This is a genomic window from Candidatus Atribacteria bacterium, assembly GCA_011056645.1.
GTDB lineage: Bacteria > Atribacterota > Phoenicimicrobiia > Phoenicimicrobiales > Phoenicimicrobiaceae > Sediminicultor > Sediminicultor quartus.
Genome location: DSEL01000185.1, coordinates 39841 through 59055 on the forward strand (window position 1 = coordinate 39841; position 19215 = coordinate 59055).

The 19215-nt window shown below is 35.3% G+C and carries 15 protein-coding genes; all 15 read right to left on the reverse strand.

The window, feature by feature from the left end:
* Nucleotides 1-2: 2 nt before the first annotated feature.
* The 15 genes from ENO17_08695 to ENO17_08765 all read right to left on the reverse strand — a co-directional run bounded on the left by ENO17_08695 (nt 3) and on the right by ENO17_08765 (nt 19209).
* Nucleotides 3-866: a carbohydrate ABC transporter permease gene (locus ENO17_08695; GenBank protein ID HER25110.1), complete on the reverse strand. Its 864-nt coding sequence runs from the start codon at nt 864-866 to the stop codon at nt 3-5.
* Entirely contained in the window at nt 867-1766 is a 900-nt protein-coding gene (locus ENO17_08700; GenBank protein ID HER25111.1) for a sugar ABC transporter permease, read from the reverse strand.
* Between the two features lie 85 nt (nt 1767-1851).
* Nucleotides 1852-3285 carry a sugar ABC transporter substrate-binding protein gene (locus tag ENO17_08705; protein ID HER25112.1) on the reverse strand — a complete coding sequence of 478 codons (1434 nt, stop codon included), beginning with the start codon at nt 3283-3285 and terminating at the stop codon, nt 1852-1854.
* 120 nt (nt 3286-3405) lie between these two features.
* Nucleotides 3406-4524: an ABC transporter ATP-binding protein gene (locus ENO17_08710; protein ID HER25113.1), complete on the reverse strand. Its 1119-nt coding sequence runs from the start codon at nt 4522-4524 to the stop codon at nt 3406-3408.
* 8 nt (nt 4525-4532) lie between these two features.
* Nucleotides 4533-5630, reverse strand: coding sequence for an ABC transporter ATP-binding protein (locus tag ENO17_08715; protein ID HER25114.1), 1098 nt, complete (start codon nt 5628-5630; stop codon nt 4533-4535).
* A 15-nt stretch (nt 5631-5645) separates the two neighbouring features.
* Nucleotides 5646-6143 carry a hypothetical protein gene (locus tag ENO17_08720; GenBank protein ID HER25115.1) on the reverse strand — a complete coding sequence of 166 codons (498 nt, stop codon included), beginning with the start codon at nt 6141-6143 and terminating at the stop codon, nt 5646-5648.
* Nucleotides 6144-6540: 397 nt separating this feature from the next.
* The gene (locus tag ENO17_08725) at nt 6541-7803 is read right to left on the reverse strand and encodes an L-sorbose 1-phosphate reductase (GenBank protein HER25116.1); all 1263 of its coding nucleotides are present in this window, start codon (nt 7801-7803) and stop codon (nt 6541-6543) included.
* Nucleotides 7804-7831: 28 nt separating this feature from the next.
* A complete protein-coding gene (locus ENO17_08730) occupies nt 7832-9049 on the reverse strand; it encodes an SDR family NAD(P)-dependent oxidoreductase (protein ID HER25117.1) in 1218 nt (405 codons plus the stop codon).
* A 137-nt stretch (nt 9050-9186) separates the two neighbouring features.
* Nucleotides 9187-10509 (reverse strand): PHP domain-containing protein, encoded by a 1323-nt coding sequence (locus ENO17_08735; GenBank protein HER25118.1) that lies wholly within the window; start codon nt 10507-10509, stop codon nt 9187-9189.
* Between the two features lie 39 nt (nt 10510-10548).
* Nucleotides 10549-13005, reverse strand: coding sequence for a dehydrogenase (locus ENO17_08740; protein HER25119.1), 2457 nt, complete (start codon nt 13003-13005; stop codon nt 10549-10551).
* Nucleotides 13006-13074: 69 nt separating this feature from the next.
* Nucleotides 13075-14310, reverse strand: coding sequence for a 2-oxo acid dehydrogenase subunit E2 (locus ENO17_08745; GenBank protein ID HER25120.1), 1236 nt, complete (start codon nt 14308-14310; stop codon nt 13075-13077).
* A gap of 109 nt (nt 14311-14419) precedes the next feature.
* Complete coding sequence (locus tag ENO17_08750; GenBank protein HER25121.1) at nt 14420-15847, reverse strand: rhamnulokinase; 1428 nt, start codon at nt 15845-15847, stop codon at nt 14420-14422.
* Between the two features lie 80 nt (nt 15848-15927).
* Nucleotides 15928-16716 carry a class II aldolase gene (locus tag ENO17_08755; GenBank protein ID HER25122.1) on the reverse strand — a complete coding sequence of 263 codons (789 nt, stop codon included), beginning with the start codon at nt 16714-16716 and terminating at the stop codon, nt 15928-15930.
* Nucleotides 16717-16907: 191 nt separating this feature from the next.
* A complete protein-coding gene (gene rhaM, locus ENO17_08760) occupies nt 16908-18236 on the reverse strand; it encodes an L-rhamnose mutarotase (protein HER25123.1) in 1329 nt (442 codons plus the stop codon).
* A complete protein-coding gene (locus ENO17_08765; GenBank protein HER25124.1) occupies nt 18229-19209 on the reverse strand; it encodes an ABC transporter permease in 981 nt (326 codons plus the stop codon). Before ENO17_08765 ends, rhaM begins: the two co-directional genes overlap by 8 nt.
* Nucleotides 19210-19215 lie beyond the last annotated feature (6 nt).

Below are 19215 nucleotides of genomic sequence, written 5' to 3' on the forward strand. Positions count from 1 at the left end.
AACTATCCTTTTACCGCTCCAAAGGTCAAACCTCTTACTAAATATTTCTGGAAAAATACTACCAAGATAACTCCGGGGATAATTGCAACCAGAGAAAGAGCCGATAATTCTCCCCATTGAATTCCATGACCCCCGATTAACTCTGAAAGAACTACCGGTAGAGTTCTTACATTGGATCTGGTAAACATAAGGGCAAAAAGAAATTCATTCCAGGCAAAAACAAATACAAATAGTGCTGATACTACCACTCCGGGAATAATTAAGGGAAAGGTAACTTTCCGAAAAGCCCCAAAACGAGAATAACCGTCCACTAAAGCCGCAAACTCGATCTCCTCGGGTAGGTCTTCAATAAATCCTTTAATTAGCCATATAGCAAAAGGCAAATTGATCAATAAATAAGACCATATCAAAGCAAAGTAGGTATCCACTATCCTTAAATATCTAAAAATATTAAACAGAGGTAATACAGCGATGATAGGTGGTGCAAAGAGTAGAGAAAGAACAAAAAAAGATAAATTTGGTCCTCCAAATTTAAATCTTCCTAATCCGTAACCGGCAAAAAGGGCGAGAACAACCACTAAAGCAGTACCGATACAGGCTACAATAAGACTATCTACTGTTCCTTTTGAACCACCCAAAGAAAGTGCACGAGTAAAATTATCAAATTTAAAATGAGTAATCCAAAAAATGGGAGGATAATGGAAAAATTCTCCTTTTTCCTTAAAAGCCCCTATAAAAATCCAATAAATGGGAAAACCAAAAAGTAGAACAAAAAAAGTAAGTAATAAGTTTTGAAACCAAGTGCGTAATTTTTTCCTTTTTTCTCTTTGCCTAAATTCTTTTAATTTTTTATCATTCATACCCATTTACACTCTCCTCCTTTGCATAACCTTTCTAACAAAGATCGTGGCAATAATAGTCATTATTATTAATTGAACTAATGCTAAGGCTGAAGTATAGCCCACTTTCCAATATTTTACCCAACTGATGTAGGTGTATAAACTAAGTGTTTCGGTGGTAATACCAGGACCTCCTCCGGTAAGAATATACACCGGGTCAAAAATCTTAAAAATCCAAATGGTCCTAAAAAGAATTACTAGAACGAACATAGGACGAAGAAGAGGTAAAGTAACACGCCAAAAGGTCTGCCACCCCGTTGCACCATCGACATCAGTCGCTTCATAGACTTGATGTGGAATAGATTGCAATCCGGCAAGTAAAATTAAAGTTACAAAGGGAGTCCATTGCCAGGTATCAACTAAAAAAATTGAAAATAGAGCTAATTTCGGATCAGCAATCCAAGATGATCCAGCTCCGCCTAAAAATCGAATAATGTAATTCAGAGGACCATAATGTTCGTGAAATATTATTCTCCAGTTAAACCCCAACACTACCGGGGTAACCATTATAGGTAAAGCTAAAATGGTTATTGCAAGTTTTTTAAATCTAAAATTTCTATTAAGAAGAAAGGCAAGGATTAATCCTAATATAGATTGGGCAACTATTCCGGCTATCATTAATACTGAAGTATTTTTAAAAGCATTCCAAAATCTCGCATCTTTAAACACTAATCCGAAATTGTAAAACCAGGCAAAACGTGGGGGAACAGGCACTGTAAGGCTCCAGTCAAAAAAGCTTGCGTAGAGTAAAAATCCCAAAGGTCCTACAACGGTAACCACCAGGATGATAATTGAAGGTAGGGTTATCCTTTTTGCAAAACTATTTCTTCCAATTAGAATATTGGTCGATATTTCTTTCATATACATCCCTCTTTCTCACTTTAAATTTAATAGGGGAACGAGAACCTCCCGTTCCCCTAAAAAGAACATGGAACAATAAAAGCTCTAATCCTTAATCAATTAATCCTACTTCTTTCCAGCCTACTAAGAGTTCATTGTAAATTTTAATTTGATTTGCTTTTCCTAAACTATCGGTAATACTGTTCCATTCTTTTGCAGTGGCATCCAGAGCTTCTTTTGGCGATAATTCTTTGGTATATGCTTTGCCCAAATTGACTTCTAATACATCGAGATATTGTGCAGTACCAGGCAAACTTAAATCAGGAAAGCCATAAGTTAAATTATTCGCAATAGCAGCCAAATACTCTGCAGCTTCTTTTTCTGGTCCAAATGCTGAGAAAGCTGCCGGATTACTGAAATGAGATTTTCTAAATGGATCAAGACCAGTCTCGGGAGTAGAAACATCAGCTAAGGAAAAATCATCAGAAAGAAGTTTAGCTACATAGTAAGCTGCCTCCGGATTCTTGCTATCTTTGGCTACAGCTAGAGTTCTTCCACAAGGCATAGGAGCACGGTATTCCAGCTTTCCATCTTTCATGACTCCCGGAACATGGGTAACCCCGACATTTCCTACAATTTTTGATTGAGCAGGATCATTACCCTTCTTCCAGTTACAAGGCCATTGTAAACACATAGCTGTTCTTCCTAAGATTAAAGCATTGGTTAACTCATCATACCCATAAGAAAGAACGTCCGGTGGGCAATAAGGGAGAAGATCTACTAATCTTTGTAGGGCAATCACTCCTTCTTCCGTATTTATCATAGCATTCATATCTTGATCAAAATATTTCCCACCTCGACTGGCAAATTCTGCTAACCACCAAGCATAAGCGAAACCACCTCTTTGAGCTAGGAAGGCAAAGCCATAGAAATCTGAATCTAATACCTTCCCTGCTAAGGTTTCCCCGGTCTTTCTGGTGAAAAATTCAGCTACATCCAATACTTCATCCCAGGTTTCTGGAGGAGCAAGTTCCTTATTATACATTTTTTTAAAATTACTTTTCTCTGTCTCATCATTAAATAAATCTTTACGGAAGTAAAGACTTAAAACATCTCCATCATAGGGGAGAGTATATAACTTGCCCCCATAATAGTCATAAAGTTTTAAGAAACCTGCTGCGATATCATCTAAACGAGGATCATATTTTTTCGCATATTCATCCAAAGGTTTGAGATATCCCATTCCTGCAAATTCACCCAGGTACATCGGGAATAGCACAACTAAATCATAAGCTCCCGTACCGGCAATAAATTCACTGGTTAGCTTTTCATAGACATTAGCAAAAGGCGCAGTAACTACATTCACCTTGATTCCTGCCTTGGCAAATTCATCAGCATACCATTCAAAAGGACGAGCATTATGTCCTGCGTCACAGAAAGCAGTAATGGTAACATTGTTAAATTTTGCTTGAGCTTGAACCAGCATAGAGCAAGAAAAAACTAATAACAATGAAGTAATTAAAATAAACAAATATATTTTTCTCATTAGTAAACCTCCTAAAAAATAATTTAACTTTTTATTGAACCCTACACCCTTACGGGTATAGTATGTATCCTTGCAGACTATGAATACTTTATCACCTCCTTTTACTTTTTATATTGCGGATTAGGAGTAATTTGCTTTAATTCTTTCTCCGGTAGTGGGATTAAATATAAGAATTTTCTCTAAGTCAAAAGTAATGTCTACTTTCTCACCTAATTTAAAAGAATACCCCGGGCTAAGCTCGACTCTGATTAAAGCATCACCAATCTGCACGGTTAATATACCGGACTCACCGATATCTTCAAAGACATATACTTCTCCACTTACTGTCTGACCTTCGGTAGGCTCAGAAATATAGATATAAATAGGCCTAATCCCCAGCATTATCTCAATGACATCTCCCTGGTAAAATTTTTCTATAGAATCTTTATAGTTTTCGGGAATCTTCAATTTTTGATTATATAATTTTGCCATATATTCATTTTCTTCTCTTACTAGAGTGGCTTTTATAAAATTCATCGGTGGTTCTCCCACAAAGTCTGCTACAAAAAGGTTCTCGGGATACTCATATACTTCTTCTGGTGTTCCGATTTGTTGTAAAACCCCTAAGTTTAAAACAGCTATTCTATCAGCTAAAGCTAAAGCTTCCAATTGATCATGAGTAACAAAAAGCATAGTAAGATTCTGGGTTTTTTGAATTCTTTTTATCTGTACTCTAAATTCCGTTCTTTGTTGGGTATCTAAATGAGAAAGTGGTTCATCTAAAAGATAAAGAGAGGCGGGGCGTATCAATGCACGTGCTAAAGAGGTTCGCTGTTGATGTCCTCCGCTCACCTCAGAAGGAAGTTTGCCTAAAACGTTTGTAATATCAAGTATATCAGCTATTTTCTTGACCTCTTTTCTCACTTCTTGATCTCTTTTTCCTCTTATTCGAAGGGGAAAAGCGATATTTTCAAAAAGACTAAGATGAGGATATAAAGCATAAGTTTCAAAAGCCAAGGCAATATTTCTTTCTTTTGCAGATAACCAATTTATAATTTCCCCGTCAAGGTAAATTTCTCCTTTAGTGATATCCTCTATACCAGCAATCATCCTAAGCGTGGAGGATTTGCCACAACCCGAAGGTCCCAATATAGCCAAAAGCTCCCCACTTTTAAGAGATAAATTCAAATCCTTTACAGCCTCCACAGTTCCTTGTACGTAGTGTTTATATACGTTTTTTAATTCTAATTTTTCCACAATTTTGCCTCCTAGAAAATTCTATTTCCCGAAATAGCATCGAAGAAATCAAGTTTTTCCTCCTTAAAATCTACGGATATCTTATCCCCCAAAGATGCTTTAAAGGATTTTTCTTCCCTAATTTTAATGATAGTATTATTCAATTTAATTGAAATGATGTTATAATGTCCTGCAATTTCACTAACGTACACCTCTGTATTGATAATTTTTGCATTTTCTTTTTGTTTTAAAACACAATGCAGATCAAAAGGTCTGATTCCAATAATTAATTTCTCTTGATTCATTTTCAATAAAAGCTTATCGGCCAAAGATTTTGATAAAGATATGGAGACATCCCCAATCTGGAAAAAATATTGTCCGTCTTTTGCTTTTAGAATTCCTTCGATTAAATTTGTGGGAGGATCTCCCAATAAATTTGCTACAAAAATATTCGCAGGCTTCTTAAAAATCTCTTGTGGGGTACCAATCTGTTGAGTTACTCCCTTATCTAAAATCAGTACTTTGTCACCCAAGGAAAGTGCTTCTCTAAAATCGTGGGTTGCATAAAGTATGTTCATTTTACGTATATGTTGAATCCTCTTAAATTCTCCCCGCATTTGGTATCGTAATTTTGCATCTAAATGAGCTATAGGTTCATCCATTAAATATTCATTGGCTTTTTTAACCAATGATCTGGCTAACACTGTTCTTTGTTTCTGACCTCCGCTAATCATTGAAGGAAGTCTTGAAAGAAGTTCTTCAATTTGCAAAACATGCGCAATTTCTTTTACTTTTTTATCGATTTTATCTTTAGGCAGATTTATAGCCTCTAATGGTGAACTAATGTTTTTATAAACAGTTAAGTGTGGATAAAGGGCATAATCTTCGAAAACCATAGAAACATTTCTGTCCTTAGGTTCCAGTTGGTTTACTAACCTGTTTCTAAGAAATATTTTCCCCTCTGTAACCTCTTCCAATCCGCTAATCAATTTTAGTGTAGTAGTTTTTCCTGCTCCTGAAGGTCCGAGTAAAACAAATAATTCTTCCTCTTCACAGGAAAAATTTAGATTTTTAATCGCTTCATTTTTCCCATATTTTTTATAAACATTTTCTAATCTTAAAGCTTCCATTCCTGCCTCCTAAAATTATTTTGTTAGAACAATTTTTACTTTTTCCGGTAGATCTACTATCTCCAAATCTTTTTCTACGGTAGGTTTTTTAAGAAGAAGGGTAAATTTCATTTCAGGAGTAATAGTGAAGGGAAGCCAATGCCATACTCCCGGAGTTAAGAAAAAAGAAGCAGTACCGTCTATCCAAAAAGCTTCAATAGAATCTATATCCGGAACTTTTTTGTCAGGAGTTGCGGGAGCCAGACAAAAGATACCGACTCCTGATGTAGGAATAAAAGCTTCCAATGAATTTTGATGTCTCTCAATCTTATCCAGTATAAATTCTCTTCTCTTCCTTTTTATTTCTAAAAATCCTACAACACCCTCTTCCCCTAACTGAGAAATGTCGGCTACATTATGCCAGTAATTGTGGTTTTCTGAAAAGGTGGCAGGAGATTCTTTAAATGAAGGGACTACTATGGTACCAAACTTGGTGAAATTATCCTTTGTGGGATACTTTACTTTAATTTCCATTTCTTTTCCTCCTAATTTTTATAATTTTTGCTTATACCGATAATATTGTTAATTAAAAAACATTTAAAAAGCTCTCTGGAACATTTAAATTTTTCTGGGGTTTTTAAAATTCTTTTCTTTTTTCGTATAGATTGGAGACCTTTAAAAATTCAATATTGCACTCTTTTAGGCAAATTAAATAAATAAATTGATCTAATTATATATTTTTTATTTCCTTCTTTTTGCTTTTTATTATTTCATATCTATTTTTCATATACGACATATCTAAATAAAACCCTCTTTTTTTTAATAAAATAATTAAAAAAGTTAACTTTATCACAATATTATTTAAAAATAGTACATAAAATAAAACATAAAACATTATTTTGATCAAAATAGTGCTTACGATTTGAATCCACTATATGTGTTTTGCTTTTTCAAGTAAGTATTTTTCAGCTTCTGCCGACCATAGACCATTACTCTTTTCTACTATCTTCGCCAATTGAGTAAATAAGGGATTAATTTTTCCCTCTTTCTTAAAATCGGAAATTGCTGTTAGTTCCATTTCGATATTAGTATAAATCAACTTTTTGTTACCGGGTATTTTAGGAAGATTTAAAGTAGTATTCACCACACAATTTAATCCACCGATATGAGTAATCATGGCAGCAGGGTTTATGAGATCTTTTCTCATCATCTCCAGAGACTCAATCATATCTTGAGTATTCCCCCCACTAGTTCCGACAATATGAGTCGAAGCATAATGGACATTATAAAAATTAAGCATTGCTGAAAACTCAGGATCGCTTGGACCAGCAAAAAAATTTAAACAACCATCTTTTGATAAAATTCTATCACCCTGTTCTACTACTTCTTTGACCGGTGCAAAAACAAATACATCATCATATTTCTTCCCTTGAGCTACGGAAATAAGGGAGACTTCTGGATTTTCCATACCTTTAGTATTTATATATTTTAATTCAACTCCTTTCTTTTTAGCTTCATTCACGGTATGAATTGAGGAAGCCCTTTCCAATCTTGTTTTATCAACATCAGTTACTACTAATAATTTAGGTCTTCTATCACTATGCAAGGCATAATCTATTGCTCCAAGACCCATTGGCCCCGCTCCGGCTAAAATTGCCACATTTCCATTTTTTACAATACCCATATGATGAATATACTGACCCTGGATAGTATGATAGGCAGCATGAAAAGCGCCTATGATGCAGGACATGGGTTCAGCTAGAGATCCGCCGTAAAAGGCTTCCCCCTTATATTCTAATAAACAATCCATCTCCATCACTTCATTGGGTATAATGATATAGGTAGCATCTCCACCTACATAAGGGAAAGAATAACCGGGGGCATGAAGACTCCCTTGATAATTTAGAGCAGGCTGAATAGCAAACTTCTGACCTTTTTTGAATTTATGTTGCCATTTTTTACCAACTTCAATAATTTCGCCACAAAATTCATGACCGATTATTACTGGATTTTCCGCCACATTGTGTGGCACTCTCTTATGGCCAGCTCCTTGAACTACCGCTTTATAAGAAGACATGCAAAGACTGTCGGAAATAATATGAGCAATAATTTCGTCATTCTTCATTGCTGGGAGATCAAATTCTTCCAACCTCAAATCATTTTTTCCATATAGTCTTACTGCTTTAGTCCTCATTATCACCGCTCCCTAAAATTTAAATAATTTATTTCAGCATGACCTGACCACCGGTTATCGGTATGGCCTGGCCTGTTTCATATTTTTGATCGATGATATAATAAATAGCTTTTATAATATCCTCACCAGTACAACCCCTCCTCATGGGAATCTTTGATTCGTAGAATTTCTTCACATCTTCAAGGGTCTTTGCGCCCGGAACTTTCCCAGTCCTAAGGTATTGGATAAAAAGACCATTTTCCGGATCTGCCCATAGAGGGCCTTCAAAGAAATTTCCCGGACAAACGGCATTTACTTTAATATTATCCGCAATAAGCTCTAAAGCAAAACTCTGTGTAAGACCTAAACCTCCAAATTTACTTCCCGCATAAGCACTATTTTTATCTGAACCTTCAAGCCCGGATTTGGAGTTTACTTGAATAATATCGGTAAAATATTTTTGGGTAGGTATATTTTGAAGTGCCATAATTTTGGAAGCATGTTTTGCACATAGAAAATAACCAAAGTAATTCACTTTATTGACAAAAGCAAATTCACTTAATTCCATTTCTTTTATACTGCCAGCTTTTAATACCCCCGCATTACTTATAAAAATATCAACACCACCAACTTTTTTTATAATCTCGAACATCATTTCTTTAACAGAATCTTCATCTCCTACGTCTACTTTTATAGGGAAAGCGATTTTCCTTTTGTATTCATTATTTAGCTCCCCTGCTAACCGGTTAGCTCCCTTTAGATTAATATCGGCAATAAATACCAAGCATTCTAATTTTGTCAACTCTCTTACTATGCTTTCTCCAAAACCCTGAGCGCTTCCGGTAACTACTGCTATTTTGTTTCTTATTATCTGATTTCTATATAATCTTCCGCCATGATGATTCTTTTCCAAACTTCGATTGCAGTTATAATCAGTTATTGTTTCAGAATTTTTATTCTCTGTAGAACTTTCAAGTTTAGTGATTTTACTTGTAATTATTATTTCTTTTTGGACATCATTAAAACCATTCTTTATATTCGCTGCCTGCTCATAAGATTCTCCCAGGTAAAATACACCAATATTTTCCAGAATTACGATTTTTGGTTTTTGTTTATTTTTCTTGATATAATCTTGGAACTTATGAAGAATAGAAGGAATTATTTTTTCTACAAGTTTTCCTTGGTTTAGTTGATGGCTATTTTTAATTTCTTTTAAATAAAGAGGTATTATTCTATCTGATTTGATCTTGTTAAAAGCAACGTTCATTTTTTTTGGACTATCTTCAAAAATAATAATATTTCCTTTTTCCCCATCAAAGGTTAACCCGCGTAAAAGCGGAGCAATAGTTTCTATGTAAATTTTCTTCATTTTTCTCCTCCGAGTAATAATATCAAAACATTATTTTAAAAATTTATTTGTTGATAACCAAGTTCAGGGTGTCGAACATCTATTTTCCTGCCAATTTCACTATATATGGTAATCCTTTCTTGTAATGATTTACTTTTTAAGGGATTTTTATGATTAAATAAAGCATATTTTTCATCATAATTCGCCAGTTTTTCATGGGCAATAAGAGCCCAGGTTGCTTCAATTAGATGAGCAAACTCTGGCCTTAGAATGATGGGGTAATTAAAAGATTGTCGTGGGCTGTTTATATCCACACCACTTATTTCCATAAGTTCATATTTTTTACAGAGTCTTTGCAAACGTAAAAGTTGGCTTAGGGTATTACGTGGTGGCATATAAGTAATTGCCTTAAAACCTATTTTTTTTAATTCAGGAATCAGTTCTCCCAAGAAATCATCTTCAAACTTTTCATCTCTCTTATCACCGGTGGGCGATTCAGTCACATCCCCTAAATAAGCATAAGCGGGGATAGCGTTTATAGAATGACTGAATTTCACTGTTTCATATACAGATATGCATTCATCGTACTCCGGTTGAATGAAAATTTTATCTAAAAAAGAGCTCTTTAATATTCCCAAAAGGTCATATAAATAAAATGGATTATGGGTATCGAAGAGATATTTTTCCACTTTTTTGGAAAGCACCATACTAAAATCCTCTTTTAAGAAGGCAATAAGTTTTTCCCCTTTTCCTATTTTTTTAATAATTTTTTTAGCAAAAGCATAAAGAATATGACGTTCAGTTATGCTACCGCCTTCTTTCGCCTGGGAAATTCTGTAAACCTCTTTCTTAAAATCAATCTCCTCTATTCCATAACTTTTAATCAACTGATTCAGTTTAGCTAACATTTTTTTGTTTCTCTTATTGCGAGCTATCTGTATTGGATCTAAAAATTTCATAGCTCTTGCTATCCCTATTTCAGGGATACCATGAACAGCAATATAGCCTATATTTTTAGAATCAGGATTATTCAGTTTTCTTCCTTCAACACGAGTTCCGGAAAAATTTACCCGTAATTCAAATCCTACAGTTGAGGCAATACCTAATATCTTGCATGCTTCTATCAGCTCCTTACAGCCGGAAACAGAATCATGATCCATAATCCCTACAGATTGAAGACCCACTTTCCAAGCTAAATAAGCAGCCATAGAAGGTGAATAAGGACTAAAAGAGTAGATAGTATGTATATGATTATTTACTTCTTCTGTTTTTTTGAACTGTTCTTTTTCTTTTTCTCTTAATTTATAGATTTTTTCCAATCCATAAAGTCTGAACTTTTTATTACTACCATTTATTTCTTGAATAATTTTATCCTTCATCTTTTTATCTCGAACTAATTTTAATCTTTAATAAAAATCTTATATCCCCAGTTTATTTCTTCTAATCTGCCCGGTTGTAGACTGATCAGTGGTTATTTGATGCCCCTCTAAAAGATAAAGACGTTCATGAATCGCATCAATAATCCACTCTTTCTGGGGGAAGAAACTAGATTCCATTTCAGCGGCAGGGGTAATCCAGTTGCGGGAACCAACTACCACTGCAGGACCATCAAGATAGTCAAAAACAAATCTGGAAACATTTGAAGCAATAGTATGAAGGAAAGAACCTCGTTCACAAGCATCGGAAACAAGCACAAATCTTCCTGTCTTCTTCACAGACTCGATAATCAATTCATAGTTTAAGGGATTAATAAATCTCAAATCGATTACTTCTGCCAAAACTTTATATTTCTTTTCAAGTTCTTCTGCAGCCTCCATTCCCTTGTAAAGAGTTGCCCCTATAGTGAGAAGAGTAACATCTTTTCCTTCTTTCCTGATAATTGGCTCACCTTCCGGTACTTCGTAATAATCTTCGGGAACTCCGCTGGGAACAAAGTACTCTCCTATATCATAAAGTCTTTGACTTTCAAAAAATACTACCGGATCTGTACCGTGTAAAGCAAGATTTAACATGCCTTTGGCATCATAAGGCGTAGCAGGAAACATGACCTTAAGACCAGGGATATGGGCAAGCAGGCTAGTCCATTCTTGAGAATGTTGGGCACCATATTTATTCCCTACTGATACTCGAATGATAAGGGGCATAGTAAGGAGACCTGCTGACATTGACTGCCATTTAGCTACCTGATTGAAAAGTTCATCCCCTGCCCGTCCGATAAAATCACTATACATCAGCTCTACTACTACACGTCCCCCACATAAAGCATACCCTACAGCTGACCCTACAATGGCTCCTTCAGAAATAGTCGTATTAAACAATCGATGATAAGGAAGAGCTTCGGTTAACCCTCTATATACGGCAAATGCCCCTCCCCAATCACGATTATCTTCTCCGTAAGCTACCATTGTTGGATCCTCATAAAAGCGATAGAGCATGGCTTCAAATAAGGCATCACGATAAGTAAAGACTTTTACTTTGGGGTAAACTTTATTATTTTCATCCAAAGCAAAACGGTATTTATGGGTAATTGATCTAACCCGGGGATTATCTTTTTGGGAAATGAGTACTTCTGGTGTTCGTTTTTCCATTCTATCTTTGTGCCGATTTGAAAACATGACTGTTTCAAAAAAATCGGATTTTACCCTGGGCGAGATTTCTTGAGATACTGCTAATTTCAGGGCTTTCGTAATTTTCCAAGTTACTTCCTGTTTTAAGAACTCTACTTTAGAAGAGGTTATTACTCTGTTTTGTTTAAGGTAATCTTCATATCCTTTAATGCAGTCAACCTCTTGCCAGGCTGAAATCTCTTCTTTGCTCCTGTACGATGATGCATCAGAGGGCGAATGACCTGAAATTCGATAGGTAATAACATCCAGAAGAACCGGACCCTTTCCTTTAAGAAGGATTTTTTTCTTTCTTTCAATCGCATCAGCTACTGCCAAAGGATTATATCCATCCACTCGTTCAACATGCAAGTTTTCAGGGTTTACCCCGGCTCCTACCCGGGCAAGAATTTTGTAACCCATCGTTTCACCCGAGGTCTGACCACCCATGCCATAGAAATTATTAAAGAAATTGAACAGAATAGGGGGAGCACCTCCAAGATCTTTATCCCAAAGTGTACGGTATTGATCCATTGCAGCTAACATAATGGCTTCCCATACCGGACCACAGCCCATAGAGCCATCTCCGATATTACAGATTACTATGCCTGGCTTTCGATTAATTCTTTTAAAAAGAGCAGCACCTACCGAAATATCCGCTGCACCTCCGACAATAGCATTATTGGGCATACTGCCAAAGGGTGCAAAAAAAACATGCATCGAACCTCCCAAACCCTTATTAAAGCCGTTAGCCCGCCCGAATATCTCTGCTAAAACTCCGTATAGTACAAAATCTTGAGCAAGCGATTTAATATTACCTTTATGTTCCTTTTCTACTACTTTTAAGCAAGCTCCATCCATATAAGATTTCATTATCTTAAGAAGTTTATTCTCATCAAGTTGATCTATTGCCGAAAGACACTTAGCTAAAACTTCTCCATGACTACGATGAGAACCGAAAATGAAATCTTCGATCCCAAGATTTACACACTGACCCACCGCAGATGACTCCTGACCGATAGATAAATGAGCAGGGCCTAAGTGATCATATTGAATCCCCTCATAAGAACCTTGGGTTTTTATCGCATTCAGCATGGATTCAAATTCTCGGATGATGAGCATATCATAGTAAACCTTGAGGAGTTTTTCTTCTCCATACTTCTTTATTTCTTTTTTTATATCCGGTTTATACTGATTTAGGGGAATGTCATTTATTTTCAATATCTGTGGTTTTCTGACTTCTTTGGGGTCAATGAAAATAGATTTAGGCATAACTTTCTCCTTTCTGTAAAAGTTTTCTTACTATTTTCTCATCATGATAAAATCACATTCATTTTTCTATTAGGCTAATTTTATATTGTCCAAATTAAAATTTGCTATTCGCCTAATAATTTCCTGCAGGAATTTAGCTGCCGGAGCACCGTCTACTGCCCTATGATCGAAGGTAAGAGATAAACCAAGGTGAGGAATAAATTGTATTTTATCTTCTTTTAATAATGGTTTAAGAGAAAGATTGCATATACCAAGAATTGCTACCTGAGGAATATTTAAGATAGGAGTAAAGCTTTCGATGCCCATTGTTCCCAGATTGGTGACCGTAAAGGTCCCTCCCTTTAGTTCATCCGGTAAGATAGTATCCTCTTGACAGGCAGCACTTAATCGTCTTGCTTCTTGAGAGATCGCCTTCAAAGATAAGAGATGGGCATTATGAATGATCGGTACTATAAGCCCTCGTGGGGAATCTACTGCAAATCCCAGATGGACTGGTTCAAATTCAAGTATCTTATCTTTCAAGAAATGAGCATTCATGTTTTTAAATTCAGGAAGAAGGTGAGCAATAATATACAGCAGAAAATCATTGATATTAATTTTGCTTAGCTCTTTCATTGAGGCACTGGATTTTAGCGATTCCCGACCAGCCAGTAAATTAGAAGCGTCAGCAGAAGTATTTAAAGTAAGTTGAGCAGTGCTTTGCAAAGAAGTTAGCATTCTTTCAGAGATAATCTTCCGTACTCCTTCAACTAAAATCTCTTTAGCGGGACCGGAAAAATTCTCACTAACCGTACTTGAAATAAGTGCTTCACCTTCAGATATTGCTTTTTCAATATCTTTCTTAATAATCCTTCCTCCCGGGCCTGTACCGGTAAGCCGGGAAAAATCAATTCTTTTCTCCTCTGCCAAAAGTCTTGCTACCGGCGAAATGGATATTAATACAGTCTTAGGAGAAGGTGTTGTTTTTTTAAAAGCTTTATCTGGGACTTGGACTTTTTGCTTTTCAATATATTCACCCTTAGAAATGGAGACAGTTTTTTTGGGGATAAGATGGTCAATTTTTTCTCCCGGTTGCCCTATAATAGCGATAGTATCAAGAACTGGAACATCCTCTCCCTCCTTATAAAAGATTCTTAATATTGTTCCGGTTTCAGGAGCCTCCACTTCAAAAACAGCTTTATCGGTTTCTACTTCACAGATAGGCTCTTCAGCTTTTACTTTGTCTCCTTCTTTTTTATTCCATTTAATAATGATACATGATTCAACAGATTGTCCTTGTTTGGGCATAAGTACTGCTATAGCCATTTTAGCCCCTCCTTAGTGTACTTTACTGTTTTTCTAAATAATATATCAATAAAATAATCATTTGGTATTTTAAAAATAATTAAATATTTATATTTAACTAATTTTATCCTTATTCTTCAGGACAGTATTTTTTAATATCAAAAGATTTCCTGATTATCTTTCTGCCCTCAACAATTGATTTAATTTGTCCCATAGATTTTGCCTGAATCATTAGATTCCCAATGGCAGTTGCTTCAACCGGTCCTGCAAAAACTGACAGACCTGTTACATTAGCAACAATTTTACATAGGAGACTGTTTCGACTTCCCCCTCCTATGATATATATCTCTTTGATAGATTTACCGGTGATCTCTTCTATCATTTTAATCGTTTTTGTATATTTATCTGCTAAACTCTCTATAATCCCTCTGGTAATCTCTGCCGGTGTCTCTGGTACTTTTTGCCCTGTTTCCCGGCAATAAGCTTTTATTCTTTCTGGCATATTATCATCAATCAAACCGGGTTTTAAGAATTTTGAGTCATCAGGGTCAATCCTAAAATTTGCAGGACCATATTTTAAAGCTATTTCAGTTAGTTCATCATAAGAATATGACTTTACCTTCTCATCCCAGAATTTTTTACACTCCTGAATAATCCAGAATCCGGTTACATTCTTTAAAAATCTAAAGCCTCCATCCGCAGAGCCTTCATTGGTAAAATTATATTTGTAGCTCTTTTCATTAATAATTGGCTCAGGGCTTTCTATACCCACTAAAGACCAGGTTCCAGAACTAATATAGGCATATTGAATATTATCTTTCACGGGAATAGCAGCCACTGCAGAAGCGGTATCGTGACAGGCAGGAGCAATAATCACAACCTCTGAGCCTGCGCTAATTTCCCGTACAATAGTCGGTAAAAGTCTCCCAATCTTTGTTCCAGGCAAAATTATTTCTCCAAATATCTCCTTCCTAAATCCAAGCTTATCCATTATCTTGGTTGACCAGTCCTTTTTTATAGGATTATAAAGCTGAGTAGTGGTAGTGATTGAATATTCATTTTTTATAATTCCAGTTAGCCAATAATTTAAAAGATCAGGAATAGTTAGGAAATATTTTGTATTTTCAAAGATTTGAGGTTTTTTCTTTGCAAATGAATATAATTGATAGAGGGTATTAATCTGCATAAATTGGATGCCGGTCTCGGAAAATATTTCCTTTTTGGGTATTATCCTAAAAACTTCCTCCATTATATGGTCTGTCCTATTGTCTCTATAATGATAAGAATTCCCCAGAAGATCACCATTATCATCCAAAAGAACATGATCAACTCCCCAGGCATCAATACCAATGCTCGCTATTTGATGGGGATATTTTTTAAAAGCTTTTTTTAAACCTTTCTTTATCTCATTGAATAGTCCCAGAATATCCCAAAAAATACTATCTTTAATCCTTACTAAATAATTCGGGAAACGATGTACTAATTCCATTTTTGATAAATCACCAACAATAACTCTTCCGCTTTCGGCACCCAGATCAATCGCTACAAACTTTTTCATACTATTACCCCTTTTAATTTAGTTCTAAGCAAAGAAAAATACTGATCAATCTTTTTTGACTTTTTTCAACTTAAATTACTCTATTCTTTAAACAGGTTCTGTCGATATTTTTCATCGGGTCTTCCCGATATATGTGTTACCATATCATTAGAAAGGGTATTTATGCCTCCTGCAAGTAATGCACCAAAACGAATTTCCGCTGCCTTAGCAGCAGTTAAAGTAATATTTTCTACTTCGGTCGGAGTAGATCCTAAAGCAACAAATCCATGGTTTTGAAAATAGATAGATTTAGGCCTCTCTCCATGTTTCTTTAAAAATATTTCAATTTCTTTTTTTACTTTTTGCGCCAATTGAACTCCCGGATCAGTATAAGGAATGAAGATCGATTCTTTTCCCAATAGTATAATTTCATCAGGATAAATTCTCCCTTTCAGATTCGCCGGAAAACTCTTTGAACAAGTCAATCTATTTACAGCAGTGGGGTGAGTATGGCCAACAAAATTTACTCCCTCCAAGCTAAGGCAAATAGCATGCAACAGGGTTTCTACAGAAGGATTTGCTAGATGTTTTTTATCCACTTTTGCTTTTTCAAAGATGTAATTAATTTCTTTAGCATTCGGATTCTCCATATTAATAAGCTGCACGATTGGTGCAAAATAAACTTGAATAAAATCATTCTCGGTTACAGTGGCCAGCTGTGTCCCGCTTGCTTTTATAAAAAAACTATCAGAGACATCTTTTATCTCAACTTTAGCTGAGGTATTACCCTCTCCAATAATGGCAAGGTGATAGTCTATTCTTCCTAAATTATTAGACAGTTTTACTAACTTATGTAATGCCTCGACCTGAACATTTTGCCATTCTTTCATTTTCCCTTCCCCCCTAGTGAATTGCTTTTTTGTACTTAACCTTATATGCTGTAACGTCTTAAAAAAAAGTCCTTTTATTTGTAAAATATTTTCTAAAAGGAAACTACCTCTTATATGATCAATTTTCACTTTTTTGAATAAATAAAATTGTTTTGATTATTTTCTCTTCATATATTTATTTAAAAATATATTTAATCCATATGAAAAACCTCTTCCAAAGAGGTGATAACCGGGGAATTATCTGGATTAGTTTCCATAATATCTTGCATATAATCCCACCATTTTTTCATTATCTCTTTAGAGGGGAGTTTTTCAACTGTATTATTTTCTTTTAATTTTTGCACCGCAAAGAGAGTAAGCGTTTCTTTATCAAGAAATATGGAATAATCATAAATTCCCGCCCTGGATAATTCTTCTTTAAGTTCAGGCCAGATTTCATTATGTCTTTTTTTATACTCTTCTTCATAGCCCACCTTTAATTTCATTTTAAATACTGCTCTTTTCATTAACCTGCTCCCAAAACTATTTTTAGGTTTTAATCTTTCCAGTAATTGGGGAAGCATAATTGCTAAAATTAATAATAAGCCTATAATAATAGTCATTACCTTGCCAGGTATATTAATTAGGCCCATTCCGAATTTAAGAAATCCAATAATAAAAATGGAAATAACTACTCCAAAAATATTTCCTTTTCCGCCGGTAATAGCTACTCCACCCAGCACAACTGTGGTGATAATCTCCAGCTCCCAACCACTAGCAATATTTGGACGTGTACTCCCGATTCTGGAAGTTAGCAAGATTGAAGCTAATCCTGAACAGAGTCCGGTAACGGTAAAAATAGCAAGACGTACTCTGTTTACAGGTATCCCTGAAAAACGAGCAGCAGTAGAATTATTTCCAATGGCAAATACCTTCCGTCCTATAGTCGTTTTATGTAAAATGATACCAAAAATTATAGCAAGTATGAAAAAAAGGATCAATTCAAAAGGAATCATGGTGTTTCCTATGTATCCCTGCCCAAAAAAAGCAAAAGAGGTTGGGTACTTGGTAAATGCCTTGTCTCCGAGAATAACATAAGCAATCCCTCTAAACAAAGACATACTTCCCAGAGTAACAGCGATCGCAGGAATCCCAAATTTTGTTATAATGAAACCATTTAAAAAACCTGCCGCCAAACCCGCAAAAAGTCCTATCACAACCAACCCAAAAGTATTCACTCCGGCTTGGGAGGCCATACCCATAAAAACCGAAGATAAAGCTATAATAGAGGCAACAGAAATATCAATATCACCACATATGATCACAAACATCATGGGAAGAGCAATGATAGCTTTCTCAATAAAATTAAAAGTGGTGTTCATAAGATTGGTATAATCTAAAAAATAAGGAGATAAATTTGAATTTATGATTACAACCATAATGAAAATAAAAGGAAGAATGATTTCCCACTGCCATATAATATTTACCAGATAATTTTTTCTTATTTTTTTAATTTCAAGACTTTCATTTTTGTTATTCATAAAAATTTCTCTTTCTTAACATCAGTTGCTGATTACGTTTATCCATAACCGTATTTATTATAATTGCAAAAAGTATAATGAAGCCCTGAATCGCCATCTGCCAGAAGGGTGAAACATTAATCATAGTCAGAGCATTATAAACAATTCCCATAAAAAAGGCTCCCAGTACAACACCGATAATCGACCCAGAACCACCCATAATACTTACCCCTCCAATTACACAAGCCGCAATAGTCTGAAGTTCGAAGCCGATAGCAGTTTCACTCTGGGCAGCGGCATAACGGGCAACCCAGAGAAATCCTGCAAGACCAGTAATTCCTCCGCATAAGGTAAAGACAATATATTGAATTTTCTTCAGGCTAATGCCCACATATTGAGAGGCTATCTTATTGCCGCCCACCCCGTAAATCTCTCTTCCAGTTCTAGTTAAATTTAAAAAAATTAAAAATAATACTACTGTTAGTATCGATAGATATATAAGACTGGATATACCTAAAAAACTTCTTCTGGGAAACATCCGAAAAACCTCGGTCATCTCATGAGCGCTAACCCAAGTTCCTTTACAAAGTACGAATACCAAACCTCTATATATACTCATGGTACCAAGAGTAGTAATAATAGGGGGAATTTTAGCCTGGGAAACCAACAAGCCATTTATCGAACCAAGCAGGAGTCCAATGGCTATTGAAATCAAAATAATCATAAAGATAGGAATTCCAGGGTGATATTGATTTAGAAGGGCTACACTCATACCACTTAAAGCGAGACTGGAACCGACAGATAAATCTATGCCCCCTGTCACAATAATCATCAGCTGTCCAATAGCCACCATCGATAGAATTGCCGTATCATTCAACACATCAATAAAGTTGTTAATATATAAAAAGCTGGGGGTTCTCAAACTAACCCCAAATATGATAAATAAAATAAAAACAAAAAGATTAAATTCTCTTTTCTTAAATAATTCCATCATTTTTAA